Source organism: Brevundimonas sp. SGAir0440 (assembly GCF_005484585.1).
GTDB lineage: Bacteria > Pseudomonadota > Alphaproteobacteria > Caulobacterales > Caulobacteraceae > Brevundimonas.
The window spans coordinates 1,411,889-1,431,260 of sequence record NZ_CP039435.1; the positions used below are offsets into that span (position 1 = coordinate 1,411,889).

General features: G+C 67.5%; 24 protein-coding genes. 8 read left to right on the forward strand and 16 right to left on the reverse strand.

The features are described from left to right. Positions 1–158: 158 nt before the first annotated feature. Genes E7T10_RS06880 through E7T10_RS06890 form a run of 3 tightly spaced genes read right to left on the reverse strand, consistent with a single transcriptional unit; the run spans position 159 to position 1,497 of the window. A complete protein-coding gene (locus tag E7T10_RS06880) occupies positions 159–383 on the reverse strand; it encodes a YdcH family protein (RefSeq protein ID WP_017505991.1) in 225 nt (74 codons plus the stop codon). Between the two features lie 50 nt (positions 384–433). Then, positions 434–898, reverse strand: a complete 465-nt coding sequence (locus E7T10_RS06885; protein WP_137721234.1) for a TIGR02444 family protein — start codon at positions 896–898, stop codon at positions 434–436. Then, positions 895–1,497, reverse strand: coding sequence for a UbiX family flavin prenyltransferase (locus E7T10_RS06890; protein WP_055754993.1), 603 nt, complete (start codon positions 1,495–1,497; stop codon positions 895–897). The genes E7T10_RS06885 and E7T10_RS06890 overlap by 4 nt, the downstream gene beginning before the upstream one ends. Positions 1,498–1,613: 116 nt before the next feature. On the opposite strand from E7T10_RS06890, the gene E7T10_RS06895 reads away from it, so the two are divergent. Then, positions 1,614–1,787 carry a YdcH family protein gene (locus E7T10_RS06895; RefSeq protein ID WP_017505994.1) on the forward strand — a complete coding sequence of 58 codons (174 nt, stop codon included), beginning with the start codon at positions 1,614–1,616 and terminating at the stop codon, positions 1,785–1,787. A 73-nt stretch (positions 1,788–1,860) separates the two neighbouring features. Here E7T10_RS06895 and E7T10_RS06900 read toward each other — a convergent pair whose 3' ends face one another. Continuing rightward, on the reverse strand, positions 1,861–2,526 hold the full coding sequence (locus tag E7T10_RS06900; protein ID WP_039245300.1) for a DUF1013 domain-containing protein: 666 nt from the start codon (positions 2,524–2,526) through the stop codon (positions 1,861–1,863). A 220-nt stretch (positions 2,527–2,746) separates the two neighbouring features. Between E7T10_RS06900 and E7T10_RS06905 the strand changes: the two genes are divergently transcribed. Then, on the forward strand, positions 2,747–3,565 hold the full coding sequence (locus E7T10_RS06905; RefSeq protein ID WP_137721235.1) for a beta/gamma crystallin-related protein: 819 nt from the start codon (positions 2,747–2,749) through the stop codon (positions 3,563–3,565). Here the strand turns inward: E7T10_RS06905 and E7T10_RS06910 are convergent. After that, the gene (locus tag E7T10_RS06910) at positions 3,562–4,533 is read right to left on the reverse strand and encodes an NAD(P)H-quinone oxidoreductase (protein ID WP_137721236.1); all 972 of its coding nucleotides are present in this window, start codon (positions 4,531–4,533) and stop codon (positions 3,562–3,564) included. The genes E7T10_RS06905 and E7T10_RS06910 overlap by 4 nt on opposite strands. A gap of 88 nt (positions 4,534–4,621) precedes the next feature. Between E7T10_RS06910 and E7T10_RS06915 the strand changes: the two genes are divergently transcribed. Continuing rightward, positions 4,622–4,825, forward strand: coding sequence for a DUF1192 domain-containing protein (locus E7T10_RS06915; protein WP_137721237.1), 204 nt, complete (start codon positions 4,622–4,624; stop codon positions 4,823–4,825). Positions 4,826–4,934: 109 nt separating this feature from the next. Beyond that, complete coding sequence (locus E7T10_RS06920; RefSeq protein ID WP_045810273.1) at positions 4,935–5,435, forward strand: DUF1465 family protein; 501 nt, start codon at positions 4,935–4,937, stop codon at positions 5,433–5,435. Between the two features lie 9 nt (positions 5,436–5,444). Here the strand turns inward: E7T10_RS06920 and E7T10_RS06925 are convergent, their stop codons facing one another. Further along, positions 5,445–7,007 carry a murein L,D-transpeptidase gene (locus E7T10_RS06925; protein ID WP_045810272.1) on the reverse strand — a complete coding sequence of 521 codons (1,563 nt, stop codon included), beginning with the start codon at positions 7,005–7,007 and terminating at the stop codon, positions 5,445–5,447. A 159-nt stretch (positions 7,008–7,166) separates the two neighbouring features. After that, positions 7,167–7,391: a 50S ribosomal protein L31 gene (gene rpmE, locus E7T10_RS06930; RefSeq protein ID WP_039245294.1), complete on the reverse strand. Its 225-nt coding sequence runs from the start codon at positions 7,389–7,391 to the stop codon at positions 7,167–7,169. A 134-nt stretch (positions 7,392–7,525) separates the two neighbouring features. Here rpmE and E7T10_RS06935 point away from each other — a divergent pair, with 134 nt between their 5' ends. Further along, positions 7,526–9,394, forward strand: coding sequence for an ABC transporter transmembrane domain-containing protein (locus tag E7T10_RS06935; protein ID WP_137721238.1), 1,869 nt, complete (start codon positions 7,526–7,528; stop codon positions 9,392–9,394). On the opposite strand, the gene E7T10_RS06940 is transcribed toward E7T10_RS06935, so the two are convergent. The 6 genes from E7T10_RS06940 to E7T10_RS06965 form a co-directional block, all read right to left on the reverse strand. Then, on the reverse strand, positions 9,391–10,422 hold the full coding sequence (locus E7T10_RS06940; protein ID WP_137721239.1) for a glycerophosphodiester phosphodiesterase: 1,032 nt from the start codon (positions 10,420–10,422) through the stop codon (positions 9,391–9,393). The genes E7T10_RS06935 and E7T10_RS06940 overlap by 4 nt on opposite strands. A gap of 40 nt (positions 10,423–10,462) precedes the next feature. Next, complete coding sequence (locus E7T10_RS06945) at positions 10,463–11,266, reverse strand: inositol monophosphatase family protein (protein ID WP_039245289.1); 804 nt, start codon at positions 11,264–11,266, stop codon at positions 10,463–10,465. A 104-nt stretch (positions 11,267–11,370) separates the two neighbouring features. Next, on the reverse strand, positions 11,371–11,937 hold the full coding sequence (gene efp / locus E7T10_RS06950; protein ID WP_137721240.1) for an elongation factor P: 567 nt from the start codon (positions 11,935–11,937) through the stop codon (positions 11,371–11,373). 103 nt (positions 11,938–12,040) lie between these two features. Next, entirely contained in the window at positions 12,041–12,601 is a 561-nt protein-coding gene (locus E7T10_RS06955; RefSeq protein WP_137721241.1) for a tryptophan-rich sensory protein, read from the reverse strand. 69 nt (positions 12,602–12,670) lie between these two features. Continuing rightward, positions 12,671–13,171 (reverse strand): bacterioferritin, encoded by a 501-nt coding sequence (gene bfr / locus E7T10_RS06960; protein ID WP_045810501.1) that lies wholly within the window; start codon positions 13,169–13,171, stop codon positions 12,671–12,673. Between the two features lie 141 nt (positions 13,172–13,312). Continuing rightward, a complete protein-coding gene (locus tag E7T10_RS06965) occupies positions 13,313–13,498 on the reverse strand; it encodes a bacterioferritin-associated ferredoxin (RefSeq protein WP_017504559.1) in 186 nt (61 codons plus the stop codon). A 131-nt stretch (positions 13,499–13,629) separates the two neighbouring features. On the opposite strand from E7T10_RS06965, the gene thiE reads away from it, so the two are divergent. The 3 genes from thiE to E7T10_RS15840 all read left to right on the forward strand — a co-directional run bounded on the left by thiE (position 13,630) and on the right by E7T10_RS15840 (position 16,881). Then, a complete protein-coding gene (thiE, locus tag E7T10_RS06970; RefSeq protein ID WP_137721242.1) occupies positions 13,630–14,283 on the forward strand; it encodes a thiamine phosphate synthase in 654 nt (217 codons plus the stop codon). 62 nt (positions 14,284–14,345) lie between these two features. Beyond that, entirely contained in the window at positions 14,346–16,037 is a 1,692-nt protein-coding gene (locus E7T10_RS06975) for a HAMP domain-containing sensor histidine kinase (RefSeq protein WP_137721243.1), read from the forward strand. 43 nt (positions 16,038–16,080) lie between these two features. Continuing rightward, positions 16,081–16,881, forward strand: a complete 801-nt coding sequence (locus tag E7T10_RS15840; protein WP_210416178.1) for a hypothetical protein — start codon at positions 16,081–16,083, stop codon at positions 16,879–16,881. A 3-nt stretch (positions 16,882–16,884) separates the two neighbouring features. On the opposite strand, the gene E7T10_RS06985 is transcribed toward E7T10_RS15840, so the two are convergent. The 3 genes from E7T10_RS06985 to E7T10_RS06995 form a co-directional block, all read right to left on the reverse strand. Further along, positions 16,885–17,226, reverse strand: a complete 342-nt coding sequence (locus E7T10_RS06985; RefSeq protein WP_137721244.1) for a VOC family protein — start codon at positions 17,224–17,226, stop codon at positions 16,885–16,887. Between the two features lie 227 nt (positions 17,227–17,453). Then, positions 17,454–18,539 (reverse strand): chorismate synthase, encoded by a 1,086-nt coding sequence (gene aroC / locus E7T10_RS06990; RefSeq protein ID WP_137721245.1) that lies wholly within the window; start codon positions 18,537–18,539, stop codon positions 17,454–17,456. A 9-nt stretch (positions 18,540–18,548) separates the two neighbouring features. Then, positions 18,549–19,283, reverse strand: a complete 735-nt coding sequence (locus E7T10_RS06995; protein WP_137721246.1) for a DnaJ C-terminal domain-containing protein — start codon at positions 19,281–19,283, stop codon at positions 18,549–18,551. Positions 19,284–19,372 lie beyond the last annotated feature (89 nt).

The following is a 19,372-nucleotide window of genomic DNA, read 5'->3' on the forward strand; positions in this document are numbered from 1 at the left end:
TTCCAGCGTCTCTACGCTCTGGAATGAAGGAAGCGGCGCCCCGACAGCGCACGGCGTTCCGTGGGAGGGCGGCTTATGCCTGCGGGCTTTGGCGACTTTGGGGCTGGGGCGGGGCGGCGGATGGTCGCAGGGCGGAACCTACTGTCCGCCTCGTTAAATCAAGCGATGATATCGGGCAGGATGCGGTCTTCCAGCTTCACGATCTCGTCCTTCAGCGCCAGCTTCTTGCGCTTCAGCCGAGCGATCATCAGCTGGTCGGGAATGGCGGCCTGACCCAGGGCTTCGATCGAGGCGTCCAGGTCGGCGTGTTCCTGGCGCAGATGGTTCACCCGCGCCTGAAGCTCGGCCATTTCCTCGGTGATCGCAGGCGTGTCGTCGTTCATCGTGTCATCTCCACGCCGCTCGTCTCAGGCCGGTTATAGCCACGCTGATCTCAGGTCGGAAGGGCGTCTGCGAGCCGGATCAGAGCCGGACGCGGGGTGACGTCCGCCCACATCCGGGCCGTGGCCGCCAGGCCGTCGATGATCGGACGGGCCGGCCCGCCGGGTTCGGGCGCCAGCGCCTCTAACGCGTCCAGCAAATGTCGCTCCGCCTCCAGCTCCAGCGCCTTGATGCGGTTGCGCATGCTCTCACGCGGGCCGTCGTCGATGTCGGGCACCGGCGCCTTCAGGATCCGCCGCACCGAACGCAGCGGGGCGACCACGACGCTGTCCCAGGCCCGGGCGGTGTCGCAGGCCGCCTCGATCGTCTCTTCGTCGGGCTTTCGGCCCGTCGCCGCGACCCAGGCGGACCACAGCAGCAAGGGCACGTTCTGGTCGTGGCTGTCCTGCAGCGCCAGACACGCCTCGCCAACCCCCGGCGCGCCATAGGCGGCGACAGCCCAGTCCCACAGCCTCATGACTTCAGGCCTTCCCAGCGCCGCACCGCGCCCCAATCCAGGCCGAACAGGTCCAGCGTCCGCCCCACCGACTGATCGACCATCTCCATGATCGAGCTCGGCCGGGCGTAAAGCGCGGGCAGGGGCGGGGCGATGGTCGCGCCCATTTCGGCCAAGGCGGTCATGGTGCGCAGGTGGCCCAGGTGGAACGGCGTTTCGCGCACCATCAGCACCAGCGGTCGCCGCTCCTTCAGCGTCACGTCCGCCGCCCGCGTCAGTAGGGTCGAGGTCACGCCCGTCGCGATCTCGCTCATCGTCTTGATCGAGCAGGGCGCCACGATCATGCCCAGGGTGCGGAACGAGCCGGAGGCGATCGTCGCCCCCACGTCGCCCAGCTTGTGAACCACCGACGCCTTGGCCGTCAGTTCGTCGGGCGACAGATCGGTCTCCTGCGACAGCGTCAGCAGGGCGGCCTTGGTCACGACCAGATGGCTTTCGACGCCCAGATCGTTCAGCGCATCCAGCACCCGGGCGCCATAGACGGCGCCGGAAGCCCCTGAAATTCCGACCACCAGTCTGGCGGGCGGGTTCCGTATGGCTCCGTTCACATCATCGTCCATTTTGGGGGTCAGCCTTCTTTGGGTCCGGGGCGACGGGCTGTCACTGGAAAGTGATTACACAGCGCGCCAAACCGGGCGCTCACTCTACTGGTCCCTAACCAAAGGAGGCGCAAGCCATGACCATCGAGGCTCGTATTCGCGAACTGGGTAATCGTCATCGCACCCTGGATGAGACCATCCAGAAGGAGCTTACCCGCCCGTCCACGGATCCGTTGCAGGTCAGGGCGCTGAAGCAGAAGAAGCTTCGGCTGAAGGAAGAAATCACCAGTCTGGAGGCGCGCGCGACCTAGCGTCCGTCTGCCTGAAAACGACGACGGCCCCGGAGATCGCTCTCCGGGGCCGTTTTCGTTGCGCGAAGGCGGATCAGTCCTTGGTGCCGAACACCGATTCCGCCGTCGGCTCGGCGCCGGGACGTTGGCGGGCTTCCGGCACGAACTCGGGCTCGGCCTCGACCTGTTCGACGGGCTGGATCGTGCCGCCGCCGTTCTTCAGGTCGTCCTTGGCCTTCTTGTCGGCGGCCTTCTTGACGATTTCGTCCAGCGCCAGCTGGCCGACCAGGCCCAGCGTCACCGGATCGACCGGTTTGATGTTGGCGCTGTTCCAGTGGGTGCGGTTGCGCACGCTTTCGATGGTGGACTTGGTCGTACCCAGCATCTTGGCGATCTGGGCGTCGGTCACCTCGGGGTGGTTGCGCACGAACCAGGCGATGGCGTCGGGGCGGTCCTGGCGACGCGACACCGGCGTGTATTTCGGCGCCGGCTTGGCCGACTTCAGCAGTTCGGCGTGGCGGCTGACGATCGCCTTCATGCGATAGTTCTCGTCGCCCTGGGCCTTGTCCAGTTCTTCGCGCGTCAGTTGGCCGCCGGTGACGGGATCCACGCCACGGATGTCGCGCGCCACGTCGCCGTCGGCGATGCCGCGAACTTCCAGCGGGTGCAGGCCGCAGAAGTCGGCGATCTGCTCGAAGCTGAGAGAGGTGTTGTCGACCAGCCAGACCGCAGTGGCCTTGGGCATCAGAATGTCGCTCATGGGGCGTTCGTCCCGGTGTTGTTGAGCCGCCGAATGAGGCTTCGGCTGGCGTTGGATACGACGGCGCCCGGCCTTTCGACCGGGCGCGTATGATGCCGATATAGGCCTATTCGACACAAAAGAAAACGCTGAGCGACAATCCCATACAGCAACGGTTCATCCGCCCTGACGCAACCTTCGCGGTAATGAAGCTTTTCAGCTTCGGGAGAGGAGAACCACCATGTCCATTCTGCTTGGCGCGGCTCTGGCCGCAGCGATGGCCTCGGGCCAGGACTATGCGCAGCAACGCGTCGCCCCGCGCGGCGGCTACACACAGTCGTGTTCCGAAGCCTATGTAAATCGCGGTCGTCTCTATGCCGATTGCCGCGATACCCGCGGCCGGATGCGCGGCACGTCGATCGAGCTGAACCGCTGCGGCGGCGAGGAGATCAACAATGACAACGGCCTGCTGATCTGCGGGCGTTTCCGTGGCGACTATGAAGACAGCCAGCCCGGCCGTCCGGGCGGCTGGGGCCCCGGCAACGGTGGGCCAGACTGGGGCGCCGGCCGCGCGCCCCAGGGCAGTTATCGTCAAAGCTGCACGGACGCCTCGGTGCGCGGCGGTCGCCTGTTCGCCCGCTGCGAGGGCGGCGGTCGGGATCGTCGCGCCAGCTCGTTGGACTACAGCCGCTGCGGCCGCTTCGACATCGCGAATGAAAATGGCCTGTTGGTCTGCGGTCCGGTGCGAGGCCAGTGGGAAGACGAAGGGGGCTGGGGCGGCGGCAATGGCGGCGGCTGGGGTCGGTCCTCGATCACCGTCTATGAAGACGCCAACTTCCGCGGCGCCTCGCGTGAATTCACCAGCGAGGACCGTAACCTGGGCCGCACCCCGTTCAACGACCGCATCAGCTCGATGCGCGTCGAGGGCCGCTGGGAAGTCTGCACCGACGCCGAGTTCCGGGGGCGCTGCCGCATCGTCGAAGGCGACGTCCGCTTCCTGAACGGCGGCTTCAACGACAACATCTCGTCGCTGCGCCCCGTGCGCGGCGGGCGCTACTAGACGCTCAGCACGATCTTGCCGATGTGCCCGCCGGCTTCCAGTTCGGCGTGCGCATCGGCCGCCTGTTCCAACGCGAAGACCGCCTGAACCGGCGGCTTCACCTTGCCAGATGCGACCCACGGCCAGGCGGTCGCCTCGACAGCCGCGGTCAGACGCGCCTTTTCGTCCGCCGGGCGGCTGCGCAGCGTCGATCCGGTCAGTGTCAACCGCTTCAGCATGATCCGCTGCAAATCCATCTCGACCTTGGGGCCTGAAAGTGAGGCGATGACCACCCAGCGCCCGCCCGCATTCAGACTGTTCAGGTTCAGGGCGGCGTAATCGCGCCCCACCATGTCCAGAACCACATCCGCGCCGCCCGCCTCGCGGATTTGCGCCTCCAGATCATCGCTCTTGGCGTCCAGGCTGATGTCCGCGCCCAGCGCCTTTGCGGCTGCGGCCTTGTCCGCCCCGCGCGAGGTGGCGATCACCCGGGCGCCGGCGGCCTTGGCCATCTGAATGGCCGTCACGCCGATGCCGCTGGTCGCCCCGTGGATCAGCAACGTCTCGCCGGCCTTCAAAGCGCCGCCCTCGAACACATTGGCGAAGACGGTGAAGACGGTTTCCGGCAGCACGGCCGCCTGCACGTAATCCAGACCCTCGGGGATCGGCAGGACATGACGCGCGTCGACCACGGCCAACTCCGCATAGCCGCCGCCGCCCAGAAGGGCGCAGACCCGGTCGCCGACCGTCCAGCGCGTGACGCCCTCCCCAACGGCCTCGATCTCGCCGGCGATTTCAAGCCCCAGAACGTCCGACGCACCGGGGGGAGGGGGGTAGGCGCCGGTGCGTTGCAGCAGGTCCGGCCGGTTCACGCCCGCCGCCCGCACCCGGATCAGCACCTGACCCGGCCTCGCCACGGGATCGGGCCGTTCGGCGATCTTCAGGGCCTCGGCCGATCCGGAACCGCCTTCGATTTCGATCACGCGCATCGCACTCGCCTTGCATTCGTCCGTATCCGGGCGTTCAGATAGGGACCGTGGACCGCCTTGGCCATGACAGCGCGAAAGGAAGGCGACGATGTTCGAAGATCTTGAACCCCGCCCGCAACGCGGCGAACCGCTGCGGGCCCTGTCACGCGAAGATCTGGATGTTTACGCCGTCGAGGATTTGCAGGAGCGGATCGCCGCGCTTGAGGCCGAGATCACGCGCTCGCGCGCCGCGATCGAGACGAAACGCTCCAAGAAAAACGCCGCCGACGCCCTGTTCAACTTCGGTTCGTGATCGCGAATGATCCGCTGGCATGGCATGAGCGTTGCATCTTTCGTGCGAACGGCCCCGCCAGGCGCCGATTGCAGGACGGACCCGACCTTCTCTGATGATCAATGCTCAAATGACCTCCGCTCCGTCCCCCGCTGACCGCAGCCGCACCGTTCGCGATTTCGCCCGGTCCGAGCTGTTCGATCGCACCTTCCGCGAAGGCATGGAACTGGTCGAGGAAACCGCTGCCTATCTGGACGGCGAGGGCCGTCGCGATTCCAAGATGCTGTCGCGCGCCGCCGCCCTGGCCTATGCGGCCGAGAGCATGAAGCTGACCACCCGCCTGATGCAGATCGCCTCCTGGCTTCTGGTCCAGCGCGCCGTGCGCGAAGACGACATGTCGCCGGAAACCGCCTGCGAGCCGCGCTATCGCCTGAATGAGCGCCGCATCGACGCCGAGCCGAGCCACGCCGAACTGCCGATCGCCCTGGTCGAATACCTCGTGCGGTCGGAAAAGCTGTTTGACCGCACCCTGTATCTGGATCGCCGCATGTATTCAGACGATCAGGAACAAGCCCCGGAAAACCCGGTGCTCAGCCAGATGGGCATGCTCGAGGCGGCCTTCAGGGGCTGATCGCCCCCTTTACGGCCCGACGTCGTTGGCGTCCGCCCGGCCGTCGTCGATGGGCTTGGGCAGATTGACGCCGATGCCCAGCGCCTGCGCCAGCTTGTCGTCGCGGCCATAGACGTCCTCGCGGAACGCCACCCGGCCCTGACCGTCCACGAAGGCGGTCCAGTACAGCAGCCGCACCGAGATCTCGCGTCCGGTGGTCACGCGCGTCGTCTCGCGCGTGTCCTGCGCCGTGTCGAACTGGGCCAGCTTGGTCGGATCGGGCGACAGCAGCAGGCGCGCGAACTCCACCGCATTCTGCACCCGCACGCAGCCGTGGCTGCGCTGACGCGTGGACAGGTTGAAGGCGGCTTTCGACGGCGTGTCGTGCAGGAAGATGGCGTAGCTGTCGCGCAGTTCGAACTTCACATAGCCCAGGGCCGAACGCGGACCGGCGCGCTGGATGACCATGCCGTCCTTCACATACATGTCGTTGGCGGCCAGATAGCCCGGCCCCTTGGGCAGGATTTCGCGGCGCGCGATGCCGGCCGGCACATACCAGGGCGGATTGGCCACGACCGAGGCGAACGGCTTTTCCAGGCTTGGCGTCTGGTTCTCGGCCGAGCCGACGACGACGCGGTTGGAGTGAACCGGCTTGCCGTCCTTCCAATAGACCATGATGGCGGCGGCGGTGTTGACCTCGATCCGCTCGGGCGCGACCTCGCGCTTCAGCCAGCGACGGCGCTCCAGGTTCAGCGCGATCTGACGCGCACGATCCTCTGCCGAGGCGCCCAGCGAGCGCTGGGTGCCCGCGCCGATCCGCCCGTCGGCGCCCAGGCCATGCCGGTTCTGGAAGCTCTGCACCGCACGTTGCAGTTCGGCGTTGTAAACCAGGCCCTGCGACTTCAGCCGTGCGCCGTCTGCGGCCGACAGGTCGCCCTCGGCCGTCAGGCGGTCGATCAGGGCGGGGATGCGACGATCGCTGTTGCCCGGCTCGATGGTCGCGCCCTGGGTGAAGCGGGGCCAGCCGCCCTGCGCCGCCAGACGGCGATAGCGGACATAGCCGGCCGACAGATTCTGATAGCCGATGTCGGTGGGCGCCAGGCCGTCGTACCATTGGCCCAGCACATTGCGGGTCAAGGCGTCGCTGAGACCGCGCGGCAGGTCCACGCGGTTCTTCTGCATTTCCCACAAATCTTCGACGGTCTCGGGCCGCACCTTGCCCTCGGCCAGGACGCGGGCGTAGGCCAGCGCCGCCGCCGTGGTCCGCAGATCCGCGCTCGCGGGATCGGCCGCCAGTCCCACAAAGTCGAAATAGTCAGAGCCCGCCAGGCCATGGCGATTGGCGCCGGCCGCGACCGTATTCAGCGCCCGCACCCGGTCGGCGTTCCACACCGGCCGCCAGCCGTTCATTTCATAAAAGGCGCGAACATCGGCCTGCTGCGTCTCGGGCAGACGGGAAATCTGGTCGTTGAAGCTGTTGTAGAAGGCCGTCGCCTCCGGTCCGCGCTGCACGAAGACCTGCTGCGCGCGCGCCGCCGAGCCAAGGGTCATGGCCGCCGTCGCGACGCCCAGACCCAGTTGCCGTCTATTCATCGTCTTCCGCTTCTTCGATCGCTTCGGCCAGCGTGGCCGACGCCCCTGGTACCCGAACGCCCCCACATTATCGGTGTTCCGACCAAACAAAAAGCGCCGGCCTTGCGACCGACGCTCTTGATGTTCCGATTGCTGCGAGATGTCGCAGCCGGGACGCGCTTACTTCTTGATGAAGCCGGCGAACTTGTTGTTGAAGCGCGAGACGCGACCGCCGCGGTCCATCAGCTGGGCGTTGCCGCCCGTCCAGGCCGGGTGCGTCGTCGGGTCGATGTCGAGGGCCAGCTTGTCGCCTTCCTTCCCGTAGGTCGAACGGGTCTGGTAGGTGCTGCCGTCGGTCATCACCACGGTGATGAAGTGGTAGTCGGGATGGGTATCCGCCTTCATGGTCGTCGTCCGGTCTCTGCGCGGTGACGATGCCGACCGTCCGTGCGCGTGAAATGAGAAACCCGCCAGAAAGCCGGCGGGAATGAGGGGCGGCGTTTACACCGGGGGGCGTTCCGGGGCAAGAGGCGGGCGAAATGACCGATCAAGCCGCCGCCTCCGCCTCATCCGCCAACCGCGCCTCGGGCATGGCGTCGCTGGAAGGACGGCCCAGCGCGGGCGCCCTTCTGGCCGAACAGATGTCCGAAGCGGGCGCCAAGCGCGCCAAACGTCGGGACATCCGCCCGCTGGCGCGACTGATTCCCTTCGCCATGCGCCACAAGGGTCATGCCCTGATGGCGGTCTTCTGGCTGCTGTTGTCCACCGCCGCCTCGCTGGGCCTGACCGCCCTGGCGCGCGGCGCCATCGACCATGGATTCGAGGCCGGCGGCGCCAATCTGAACATCTGGTTCCTGCTGCTGGGCGCCAACGCCCTGTTCCTGGGGCTGGCGACCGCCGCCCGCTACTATTTCGTCACCCGCACGGGCGAGCGCGTCATCGCCGATGTGCGAAAGGGCTTGTTCGGCCGCATCCTGACGCTCGACCCCTCCTTCTACGCCCATATGCGCACCGGCGAAGTGCTGTCGCGCCTGACCACGGACATCGCCCTGGTCGAGACGTTGATGACGACGTCGATTTCTTATGCGCTGCGCAACTTCCTGACCCTGATCGGCGGCGTGGCCCTGCTGTTCTTCGTCAGCCCCAAACTGACCGGCTTCGTCCTGCTGATCGTGCCCTTCCTCCTGGGGCCGATCTTCATCTTCGGCCGCAAGGTGCGCAAACTGACCGTCGCGTCTCAGGACCGCTTCGCCAACGCCGTCGGCTTCGCCGGCGAAAGCGTGGACGCCATCGAGACGGTCCAGGCCTTCGGCCGCGAACAGAGCGCCATCACCCGCTTCGGCGCGGCGGTCGAGGACGCGTTCAACGCCTCCCTGACCCGGATGCAGGCCCGCGCCTGGATGACCGCCCTGATCATCGTCGTCATGTTCGGCGGCGTGACCCTGGTGCTGTGGCTGGGCGCTCAGGACGTGGTGAAGGGCGCCATGACGCCCGGCGCCCTGCTTCAGTTCGTCCTTCTGTCGGTCTTCGCCGCGGGCGCCGTGGGCGCGCTCGGCGAAAGCTGGGGCGACGTGCAAAAGGCCGCCGGCGCCATGGAGCGGATCGAGGAGCTGATGCGCGCCGTCGCCGGCATCGCCCCGCCGCCGCAGCCCACGGCCCTGCCGACGCCCCCGCGCGGCGAGGTGTCGATGTCGGCCGTCGGTTTCGCCTATCCGGGCCGCCCGGATCTGCCGGCCCTGAAGGGCTTCAGCCTGACCGTACGCCCCGGCGAGACGGTCGCCCTGGTCGGCCCGTCCGGCGCCGGCAAGTCCACGGTCTTCCGCCTGCTGCTGCGCTTCTATGATCCGCAGACGGGCATGGTTTCGGTCGACGGCGTGGATGTGCGCCAGGCCGATCCCGTCGCCGTGCGCGACCGCTTCGCCTGGGTGTCGCAGGAAACGCCGCTGTTCTCGGGCTCGGCCTTGGAGAACATCCGCTTCGGCCGCGAGAACACCACCCTGGAAGAGGCCCGCGCCGTCGCCGAAAAGGCCCAGGCGCTCGGCTTCATCGACGCCCTGCCGGAAGGGTTCGATACCCCGCTCGGCGAGCGCGGCAAGAGTCTGTCGGGCGGCCAGCGCCAGCGCCTGGCCATCGCCCGCGCCCTGGTCCGCGACGCCCCCATCCTGCTGCTCGACGAGGCCACCAGCGCGCTGGACGCCGAAAGCGAGCGCCTGGTCCAGGTCGCCCTCGATCAGGCGATGGAGGAGCGCACCACCCTGGTTATCGCCCACCGCCTCGCCACTGTCCTGCGCGCCGACCGCATCGTCGTCATGGACGACGGCCGCGTGGTCGAAGAGGGCACCCACGAGCAACTCGTCGCCCAGGGCGGCCTCTACGCCCGCCTCGCCGAGCTTCAGTTCCGCAACTAGGGCGCCGTGGTTCGCGCCAGGGCCGGGAAGTCGCTGAACAGCGCATCGACCCCGGCCTCGGCGAAGGCTGCGGCATAGCCGGTCATGTCGCCGTGCCCGGCCGGATCGTCGCCGCTGCGTCGCTCGACAGGCAGGAAGGCGTTCTCGGCCCGCAGGGTCCAGATCACGACTTTGAGGCCCGCCGCATGGGCGTCGGCGACCAGGGGGCTCGGCGCGGTCGTGCGACCTTCGGCGTCGCGCGGCAGAACCAGGGTCATCTCCGGAGCGACCCAGTCGGCATAGGTCGCGATCGTCTTCAGTCCGTCGGGCGTGATCATCTGCGCATAGGTCACGTCCGCCCGGTCCGCCGGTCCGCCCTTGGCCGCCACGAGTTGAGCCAGCGGCGCATCGATCCGCCTCGCCAACCGCTCCAGCGGCCCGACCTCGAAACACTGAATGATGATCGGGGCGTCGGCGCCCGTCAGGCCCAGCCGCTCCAGTTCCGCAACGAAGCCGTCCTCCATTGGCAAACCGATCGCGGCGAAATAGGTCGGGTGTTTCAACTCCGGCGCCACGGCGATCGTCCGCCCGGTCCGCGCCGAGGCCTCGCGCGCGATGGCGACGACCTCGTCGAAGGTCAGGATCGGCTGCTGACCGTCATAGGCGGCGCTGTTCGGTCGAAACGCGGGCAGCCGCTCCCTGGCCCTCAGCGTCTTCAACTCGGCCCTGGTAAAGTCTTCGGTGAACCAGCCGGTGGTCTCGACGCCGTCGATGGTCTTGGTCGTCCGACGGCCCGCGAACTCGGGCCGGTCGCCCACGTCCGTCGTGCCGCCGATCTCGTTCTCATGCCGATCGACGAAGACGCCGTCCCTGGTCAGCACCAGATCCGGCTCGATCACGTCTGCGCCCTGTTCGATCGCCAGCACATAGGCCGCGCGCGTATGCTCCGGCCGTTCGCCGGACGCGCCGCGATGAGCGATGATCAGGGGCTGAGCCAAGGCTGGCGTTCCGGTCAGAAGGACGAGGCCGCACAGGATGAAACGGATCATCCGCCTTGGATAGGGCAGGGGCGCGTCGCCCCTATGACAATCAGCCCTGCAGAACCTTGCGCAGGTGCGGATGCAGTTCGGTGTTCGACGCCAGGATCGACTTGCCCGTCTTCGGGTCGCCGTCGTCTTCGATGGTCGTGACGCGGCCGCCGGCCTCGGTGACGAACAGGATGCCCGCCGCCACGTCCCAGGGCTTCAGATTGCGCTCATAATAGGCGTCATAGCGACCGGCCGCGACCCAGGCGAAGTCCAGGGCGGCCGAGCCCAGGCGGCGGATGCCGGCGACTCGCTGTCCCACGGCGTGCAGGTCCTTGATCGACTGGGCGTGACCCGACTTGCCGATGAAGGGCAGGCCGGTGGCGATCAGGCTTTCGGACAGATCACGACGGCCGGCGACGCGGATGCGCTGGTCGTTCAGATAGCAGCCCTTGCCCTTTTCGGCCCAGAACAGCTCGTTCATGACCGGGTTGTAGGTCACGCCGGCGACGATCTCGCTCGACCCGTCCGGCGCGCGGCGCTCCAGCCCCACCGTGATGGCGAAGTGAGGCATGGCGTGCATGAAGTTGGTGGTGCCGTCGATCGGATCGACGATCCAGGTGTGGGACTTGTCCGTCCCCTCGATCATGCCGCGTTCCTCGCCCAGGAAGCCATAGCCGGGGCGGGCCTTCATCAGCAGTTCGTAGAGCGTGTCCTCGGCCTTCAGGTCGGCGGCCGTGACGAAGTCGCCGGGGCCCTTTCTCGACACCTGAAGCTGGGAGACTTCGCCGAAGTCGCGCAGCATCGGGCGGGCGGTCTTGCGCACCGCATCGGTCATGACTTGGAGCAGGGCGGAGGCGAGGGCCATCGAGGAATCTCCTGGTCCGAAAGTCCTTCAAAGCCGCAGCCGGACAGTCGGAGAAGTTCAGAAAGGAACGGCCCCGAAAGGGGCCGCTTTGGCATGGTGGTCTGTTAGTCCGCGCGGCGGACGTATTCGCCGCTGGTAGTGTCGACGACGATACGCTCGCCGGCCGACATATAGGGCGGGATCATGATGCGCACGCCGTTCGACGCCAGCGCGGGCTTGTAGGACGACGAGGCGGTCTGGCCCTTCACGGTCGGCTCGGTCTCGGCGACTTCCAGCACGACCTGATCGGGCAGTTCCAGGCCGATCGGACGCTCTTCGTGCATCTCGATGACGACCCTCATGCCTTCTTGCAGATAGGGGATACGCTCTTCGCCGACCCAGTCCTTTTGCAGTTCGATCTGCTCGTAGGTGGCGTCGTCCATGAAGACCAGGCTGTCGCCGTTGTCGAACAGATAGGAAAAGTCCTTCTGTTCCAGCGTCACGCGCTCGACCTTGTCTTCCGACCGGAAGCGTTCGTTCAGCTTGTTGCCGGTTTCCAGGTTCTTGGCCTCGACGTTGGCGAAGGCGCCGCCCTTGCCGGGCTTGACGTGGCTGGCCTTGGTGACGACCCACAGGCCGCCATTGTGCTGCAGGACCATGCCGGGCTTGATGGTGTTGCCGTTGATCTTCATGGGGTCACATCGGAAATGGGGTTGCGCCCTCGCACCGTTCGGGGCGAGGCGAATAGGGCGCGATCCCTAGAGGAAGCCCCGATAAAGGGCAAGGCGACGCAACCTAATGCAGGGTGCGCCCGCCCGAAGCGTCATCGGCCTTGCGATGCAGGAAGTTTCCGAACCGCACGCCCGACCCCAGCGGCGCCGCCATCTTGCCGGCCCCTTCGTCCAGCTTGCGCGCTTCGTGTGCGAAGGCGGCGGCCAGACCCGCCGACGACATGGCGGCGATCACCTGGCGCGCCATCGACGACGGACGCAGCCCCAGCCAGACGGCGTTCACCGTCTGGGCCGCCAGCCACAGGCCCATGGCGCGGGTGCGTTCGGGCCGCGACGGCGCATTCCACACCCGCACCGCGGACAGGGTGGTGGCGGAAAACACGGCGGGCAGGATCAGGCTGAAGGCGCCCCGCGGCTTCTCGGTGATCGGCAGATCCTTCTTGCGGACCTGTTTCAGATTGCGCTTGGGCGTCAGGGCCCCCGAGGCGATGGTGTGGGCCAAAAGCGCAAAGCCGACGGTCAGGGCGATCCCGGCGACCACATGGCCGGCGCTGCGGCCCTCGCTGTTCAGCAAGTCCACGGCGGCGTCGCGCACGTCGTCGATGGCGTCGTCGATATCGGTCATGGTCCGCTCCAGCTTGGCCCTGACAGGCTAATGGCCGGAGCGGATTGGAGTTCCGTCAGAAGGCAGAGCTTAGTTGCCGGTCGCCGCGCCTTCGGTGATGATCTCTTTCATCGCCGATTGCAGATAGTTCTGTGCGCCCATCAGCTCGATCAGCTTGTGCTGGTTTTCCAGGAAGTCGATGTGCTCTTCGGTGTCGGCCAGGATTTTCATCAGCAGGTCACGGCTGACGTAATCGCGGGTTTCCTCGCACTGGGTCACGGCGGCGGCGGTCGTGGCGCGGCTGTCCAGTTCCAGTTGCAGGTCGGCGCCCAGGCATTCGATCGGATCTTCGCCGACCTTCAACTTGTGCAGGTCCTGCAGGTTGGGCAGGCCGTCCAGGAACAGGATGCGTTTGATCAGCATGTCGGCGTGCTTCATCTCGCCGATCGATTCTTCGTAGATGACGTTGCCCAGGTGCGCGAGGCCCCAGCTTTCGAACATGCGGGCATGCAGGAAATACTGATTCACGGCCGTCAGCTCGTTGGTCAGCACTGCGTTCAGCGTGCGCAGGATTGCGGGGTCACCCTTCATAGCCACGGTCCTTGGTCTCGCCACGGCGCTGTCGCCGTCTGTCGAGCGCAGCCATAACACAGTAAAACGCAGCGTGTTTATTTGCGAGTTTTTATCACTGCATTGAGAGTGCGAGTGACTGTCGCCCGCAGGCGAAGCAAACTATTCGGCTGCGAGTGCGAACGCTTCGCGGCTTTCCTGAATCATCTGACGCATTTCGCAGACGCATTTGGCGCACTGGGCCTGGCACTGGTTGCGCGCAAAGATGTCACGCGGACGGCAGGCGCCGGCCTCGATGGCCTGGGCGACATCACGCTGACGAAGACCGTTACAGTTGCAGACGTACACGAGGCGCTACACGTTTCACTGACTGAGAATGGTTCGCTATAGCAGCCCTTAAGGCGATTGCAAGTCGTTCGCACGGTTTCGCCCAGCCTTGGGCCGTTGACGGATCGTCGCGGGGGCAGGCAATGACGGATATGGCCCGAACACCCACCGTCCCCGAGCGTCCGCCCTGCCGGCTGTATCTGATCACGCCGCCCGCGATCGCCGACCTGAACGCCTTTGCGCAGACCCTGGATCAGGCCTTGGCCGCCGGCGATGTCGCGGCCTTGCAGATCCGGCTGAAGCCCGCCGACGACGCCGCCATCCGCACGGCGGTCGAGGTGTTAGCTCCCATTGCGCGGCGTCATGATGTCGCGGTCCTGCTGAACGACCGGCCCGATCTGGCGCGGGCTGCCGGCTGCGACGGCGTTCACATCGGTCAGGAAGACGGCTCGCTGGCCGAGGCGCGGCGTATCATGGGACCGGACGCCATGATCGGCGTCACCTGCCACGACGACCGCGATCTGGCCTGGGACGCCGCAGAAGGCGGCGCCGATTACGTCGCCTTCGGCGCCTTTTATCCCACGGAGACAAAGGCAACGGTGCATCGCCCGTCCTTGGACATCCTGACGGTGTGGCAGGAAACGGTCGAGACGCCTTGCGTGGCCATCGGCGGCATCACGGTCGACAACGCCGCCGAGTTGGCCCACGCCGGCGCCGACTTCGTGGCGGTCAGCGGCGGGGTCTGGAACCATCCTGACGGCCCGGCCGAGGCCGTCAGGCGCTTCAATGAAAAATTGAGGCCCTGACTTCAGGGGATATTAGGAACCGGCTGATCCTATGCCGACCTCTGATTGGTCGGAACCTGTCCATGATTCTGAGCCGCGCGCTCAATGTCGACGATCCCCCCAGCACGTCCGTGAAGGGCGTGATGGCGGCTGGCCATCGGCCCGTACCCGTCGGCGCCGAAGGTCCGGACGGTTCCAGCCCGCTGATCCCGGTGCTGACGGGCGTGGCGGTCGCCATCCTGGTCGCCCTGGCGATCGCCTATGCCCGTTCGGCCGGACTGGTGGCGGGCCTGTGGGGCGCCAGCGGCGTCGCCGTCGCTGTCTGGCTGCGCACCAGCCGTGGCCGCGCCAGCGACCTTACCTTCGCCGGCGTCCTGACCGTCAGCATCCTGATCGGCGAGATCATCGCCGGCAACAAGCCGCCGCTGGCCCTGGCCTTCGCCATCGCCAGCATGATCGAGATCGTGGCGGCCGTTCTGCTGGCGCGCCGCTTCTCGCCGACGCTCAACCTGTCCAGTCTGAATGGCGCGGTCAGCTTCCTGTTCTTTGCGGCGGTCCTGGCGCCGATCCCCGCTGCCCTGTGCAGCGTCCTGATCCTGTCCGTGATGGGCCAGGGCGACATCGTCTGGCAGGGCTTCCAGACCTGGTGGCTCGGCCACACACTGGGCATCGCCGTACTGGGGTCGCTGGGCATGTCGCTGACGCCTGCGATGTTCGCCCGCCTGCTGAAGCCCAGGAAACTGATCGAGGCCGTAATTCTGATCGGCCTGGTGCCCGTCTTCTATTATGTCGCCTTCACGGGCGACGTGCCGATGGGGTTTGTCATGCTCCCGTTGTTGCTCGGCATCGCGGTCCGGCTCGGCGTCGCCGGCGCGGCCTTCACCCTGGTCGTGATGAGCATCCTGTTGGTCGGCAGCGCCATGATGGGACATGGCCCCTATGCCAAGGGCGACCTGACCCACCAGGTTCTGATGGCCCAGATGCTGGTGCTGATCGGCTATATGCCCGTCCTGCTGGTGGCCTCGCTGCTGGAAGAGCGCGATCTTCTGGCGGAGCGCGCGCGCGTCGGTCGCGAACGCGCCGAAAAGGCCTCGGAGGCCAAGTCCCGCCTGCTCGCCAACGTCGCCCACGAGATCAAGAGCCCCGTGGCCGGCATCATCGGCATCGGCGATCTGTGGCGACAGGGCCATCTCGGGCCGGTCTCGGCCCAGCAGGCCGAGATGTCCGACATGCTGGTCAAGACCGCGCGGCAGGTCGAGACCCTGGCGCACGATCTGCTGGATGTGGCCCGCGCCGAATCCGGGGCCGTCCGGGTCGATTTGCGGCCGACCGACATTCCAGGGCTGCTGGAAGACGTGCGCCGCACGTGCCTGCTGTGGCCCGACGCCGACCGGGTCGCCGTCGAGGTGATGTGCGAGGGCGATGGCTTGATTGCGGTCGCGGACTCCCAGCGTCTGGCCCAGATCATCACCAACCTGACCAGCAATGCGCTGAAATACGGCGGATCCGGCGGCCGCGTCATCCTGCGCGCGCTTCGTCAGGATGACTGCGTCCGCATCGAGGTCAGCGATTTCGGCCCCGGCCTGTCGCTTCAGAAGCAGGCGCAGCTGTTCGAACCCTTCAACCGCCTGGGCCTTGAGCGTTCGACGGTCGAGGGGCACGGCGTCGGCCTGGCCCTGGCCAAGCGATTAGTCGAGTTGCAGGGCGGCTCGATCGGCGTGATCTCGGCGCCGGGCGAGGGCGCCACCTTCTGGGTCTTGCTGCCCAAGGCATGAGGTCGCGCTTGCGGTCGCGCTTCGGCCGCGCGATGGTCCGGCCATGCCCATGATCGCCCTTGCCGCCGCCCTCGTGTTTTCCGGACAGACGACGACGCCCCCGGCGCAACGTCCCGGTTCCAACCTGACCCGCGATCTGAACAGCGCCCCGCCTTCCGGCTTGGCCACGCCTCCGGCCGCATCCACCGCAGTGCCGACGCCGACGCCGACGCCAGCGCCGACCGCCGGCGCGACCCAAGCTCTGCCTCCGATCGGCCAGACCCCCGCAGCATCGCCCCGTCCGGCGCCCGCCGCGTCATCTGCGCCGCGCACGACCCAGGCCCTGCCGCCGATCGGCCACAGCCCGGTGACGGCGACACGCCCGGCGACCGCGACCCGTCCGCAAACCCCAGCCCCCACCGCAACGGCGCCTCGGGCGACCGCGCCTCAGCCGACAACGACCGCGCCTGCCGCAACCCCGCCGGCCGCCGCACCCGCCCCGGCGGCCTTGAACGCCGCCGCCATCGCCGCTCTGCCGTTCAGCATCCAACTGCCCGCCGGCCTGACGATCACCCCGGCGCGCGCGGGCGCGAACGCCAGCATCTATCGCGTCCAGCGTGGCGACCAGACCCTGCTGATGATCTACGCCGGTCCGTCGTCGCAGTTTCCGATCTACGACGGCGAGACCGTCCGCGCCGGCGGCCGCGCCTCGATCGTCGTGACCGAAGGCAGCCGCCGTCTGGCGATGGAGCATCTGTTCCAGCGCGCTGCGGACCCCAAGGAGATCCACGTGTGGATCGCCAGCGTCGAGGGCGCGGACCGGGATCTGGCCGAACGCATCGGCCAGTCCATCGACGTCAAATAGGGCTCAGCCCTCGGACCAGACAGCCATTTCGGTGCCGGCCGGATCGGTGAAGTGGAAGCGGCGACCGCCGGGGAAGCTGTAGATCGGTTTCACGATCCGGCCGCCGGCGGCCTCGACCTTGGCCTGCATGGCTTCCAGGTCATGGGCGTACAGGATGGGCAGGGGGGTCTTGGTCTGATCGGCCTGATCGGCGTCGAACCCGCCGTCCAGACCCTGATCGAAGGCGGCATAGGTCGGGCCGTAATCCACGAAGGTCCAGCCGAACGCCTGGCTGTAGAATTCCTTGGTCGCGGGCAGGTTGGCGGCGGGCAGTTCGAGGTAGTCCATCTTTCCGTCTTCACGCACGGTTGATCTCCTGAGTTGGGCGCCACCGGTCCCTTGTCTTGCACGCGCTATCGACATGCGCAAACCTGCAAACGGTTCGCAGTTGCAGGAATCGAGCGATGATCGTGATGACGACAGGCCTGTCGGCCCTGATGGCCTTGATGCGGTGCGAGGCGCGTCTGATCCAGCCGCCGCCGAGGCTCGACGCCGATCGTGGAAACCCGCGCCGGCCTCGACCCAGACCCTGATCAGCCGACCTGGGCGCGGTGCCTCAGATAGGCGTCGGCCAGGACGCAGGCGGCCATGGCCTCGACCACCGGCACGGCGCGCAGGGCGACGCATGGGTCGTGACGACCCTTGGTGCGCAGGTCCGTCTCTTCGCCGTCGCGCGTGATCGTCTGGCGCAGGGTCAGGATGGAGGAGGTCGGCTTGAACGCCACCCGCGCTGTCACCGGCTGACCCGTCGAAATCCCGCCCAGCACGCCGCCCGCCTTGTTCGACAGGAAGACCGGCTGCTTGTTCAGGTCCAGCCGCATCTCGTCGGCGTTCTGCTCTCCGGTCAGTTCGGCGGCCTCGAAGCCGGCCCCGATCTCGACCCCCTTGGCCGCATTGATCGACATCAGGGCGGCGGCCAACTCGCCGTCCAGCTTGCCGTACAGGGGCGCGCCCCAACCCGCCGGAACGCCCGTGACCTCCAGCGCGACGACCGCCCCGACCGACGATCCCGCCTTGCGGACGCCGTCCAGATAGGCCTCCCAGTCGCCCACGACCTCGACCGAGGCGGCGAATAGCGGATTGGTGTGGACGGCGTCGAAGTCGATCCGATCCGGCGCGATCCGATGCGGGCCGATCTGGACTACGCCGGCCCTGATCTTCACGCCGTCGCCCAGCACCTTGCGCGCCACGGCCCCGGCAGCCACGCGGCTGGCCGTCTCGCGCGCCGAGGATCGACCGCCGCCCCGGTGGTCCCGCACCCCGTATTTGGCCTGATAGACATAGTCGGCGTGCCCCGGCCGATAGGCGCGGGCGATCTCGCCATAGTCCTTGGACCGCTGGTCCTCGTTCTCGATCAGGATCGAGATCGGCGTGCCCGTCGTAACAGGCCCGTCGCCGTCGTCGAACACGCCCGACAGGATGCGCGCCGTGTCGCTTTCCTTGCGCTGGGTCACGAAACGGCTGCCGCCCGGCTTGCGCTGATCCAGCCAGGGCTGAAGATCCGCCTCGGTCAGAGGGATCATCGGCGGGCATCCGTCCACGACGCAGCCGATCGCCGGCCCATGGCTCTCGCCCCAGGTGGTCACGCGAAACAGATGGCCGAAGGTGTTGTGCGACATGGCCCCGACTTAGGCCGCCAGACGCTCCTGCGTCCAGACCCGCGTGAACCGCACCAGCAGGTCCTCCGCCGCCGAGGGAACATCGGATGACGGCTCCAGCGTCACGAACAGATGGCCCGCCGGCCGCGATCCGCGCGCGGGCAGGCCCAGGTCCTTCAACCGCACCCGCACCGGCGCGGCCATGTCGGCGGTGATCCAGGCCGAGCGCGTGCCGACAGGGGTCTCGATCTCCACCCGCCCGCCGTCGGCCATCAGGCGACGCTCGACGGCCCAGGTCATGAACAGATCGTCGCCGACGACCGACAGCCCGTCCTCGGGCCGGATCAGCACCGACAGATAGAGGTCGCTCCCGTCCGCCGCTCCGCGCCTGAGCCGCAGATGGTCGCCGCTGCGCAGGCCCTTGGGCGCCGTGACCCGCACCGTGCGTGCGCCCAGCCGGACCTCGACCTGACCCCCGGCCAGGGCCTGCATCGGCGACAGAACCAGAACCGGCATCGGCGCGGGCCGCGCGGCGGGGGCCGACAGGGCGGGGCGAGGGGGCTGGTGCGCCTGGATCAGCCGATAGGCCGCGATCACGCGCCGGAATCGCTCGGCGTCCCCGCCGGCCTGATCAGGCCGCGCCGCCTTCACCGCCGTGCGGAAGGCGGCCTTCAGCGTCGACGCATCGACATCGCCCTTCAGCCCCAGGATCGACAGGGCCTCACGGACGCCGGACACATCTGAAATCGGAACAGGCGCGCTCATGCCGTCACCGTTCGCCCATCAGGGTCAATGGGCGGTTAACCCTGACGGCGACATGCCCGTTTTTGACCGCGATCATTCCCAGCCGCGCC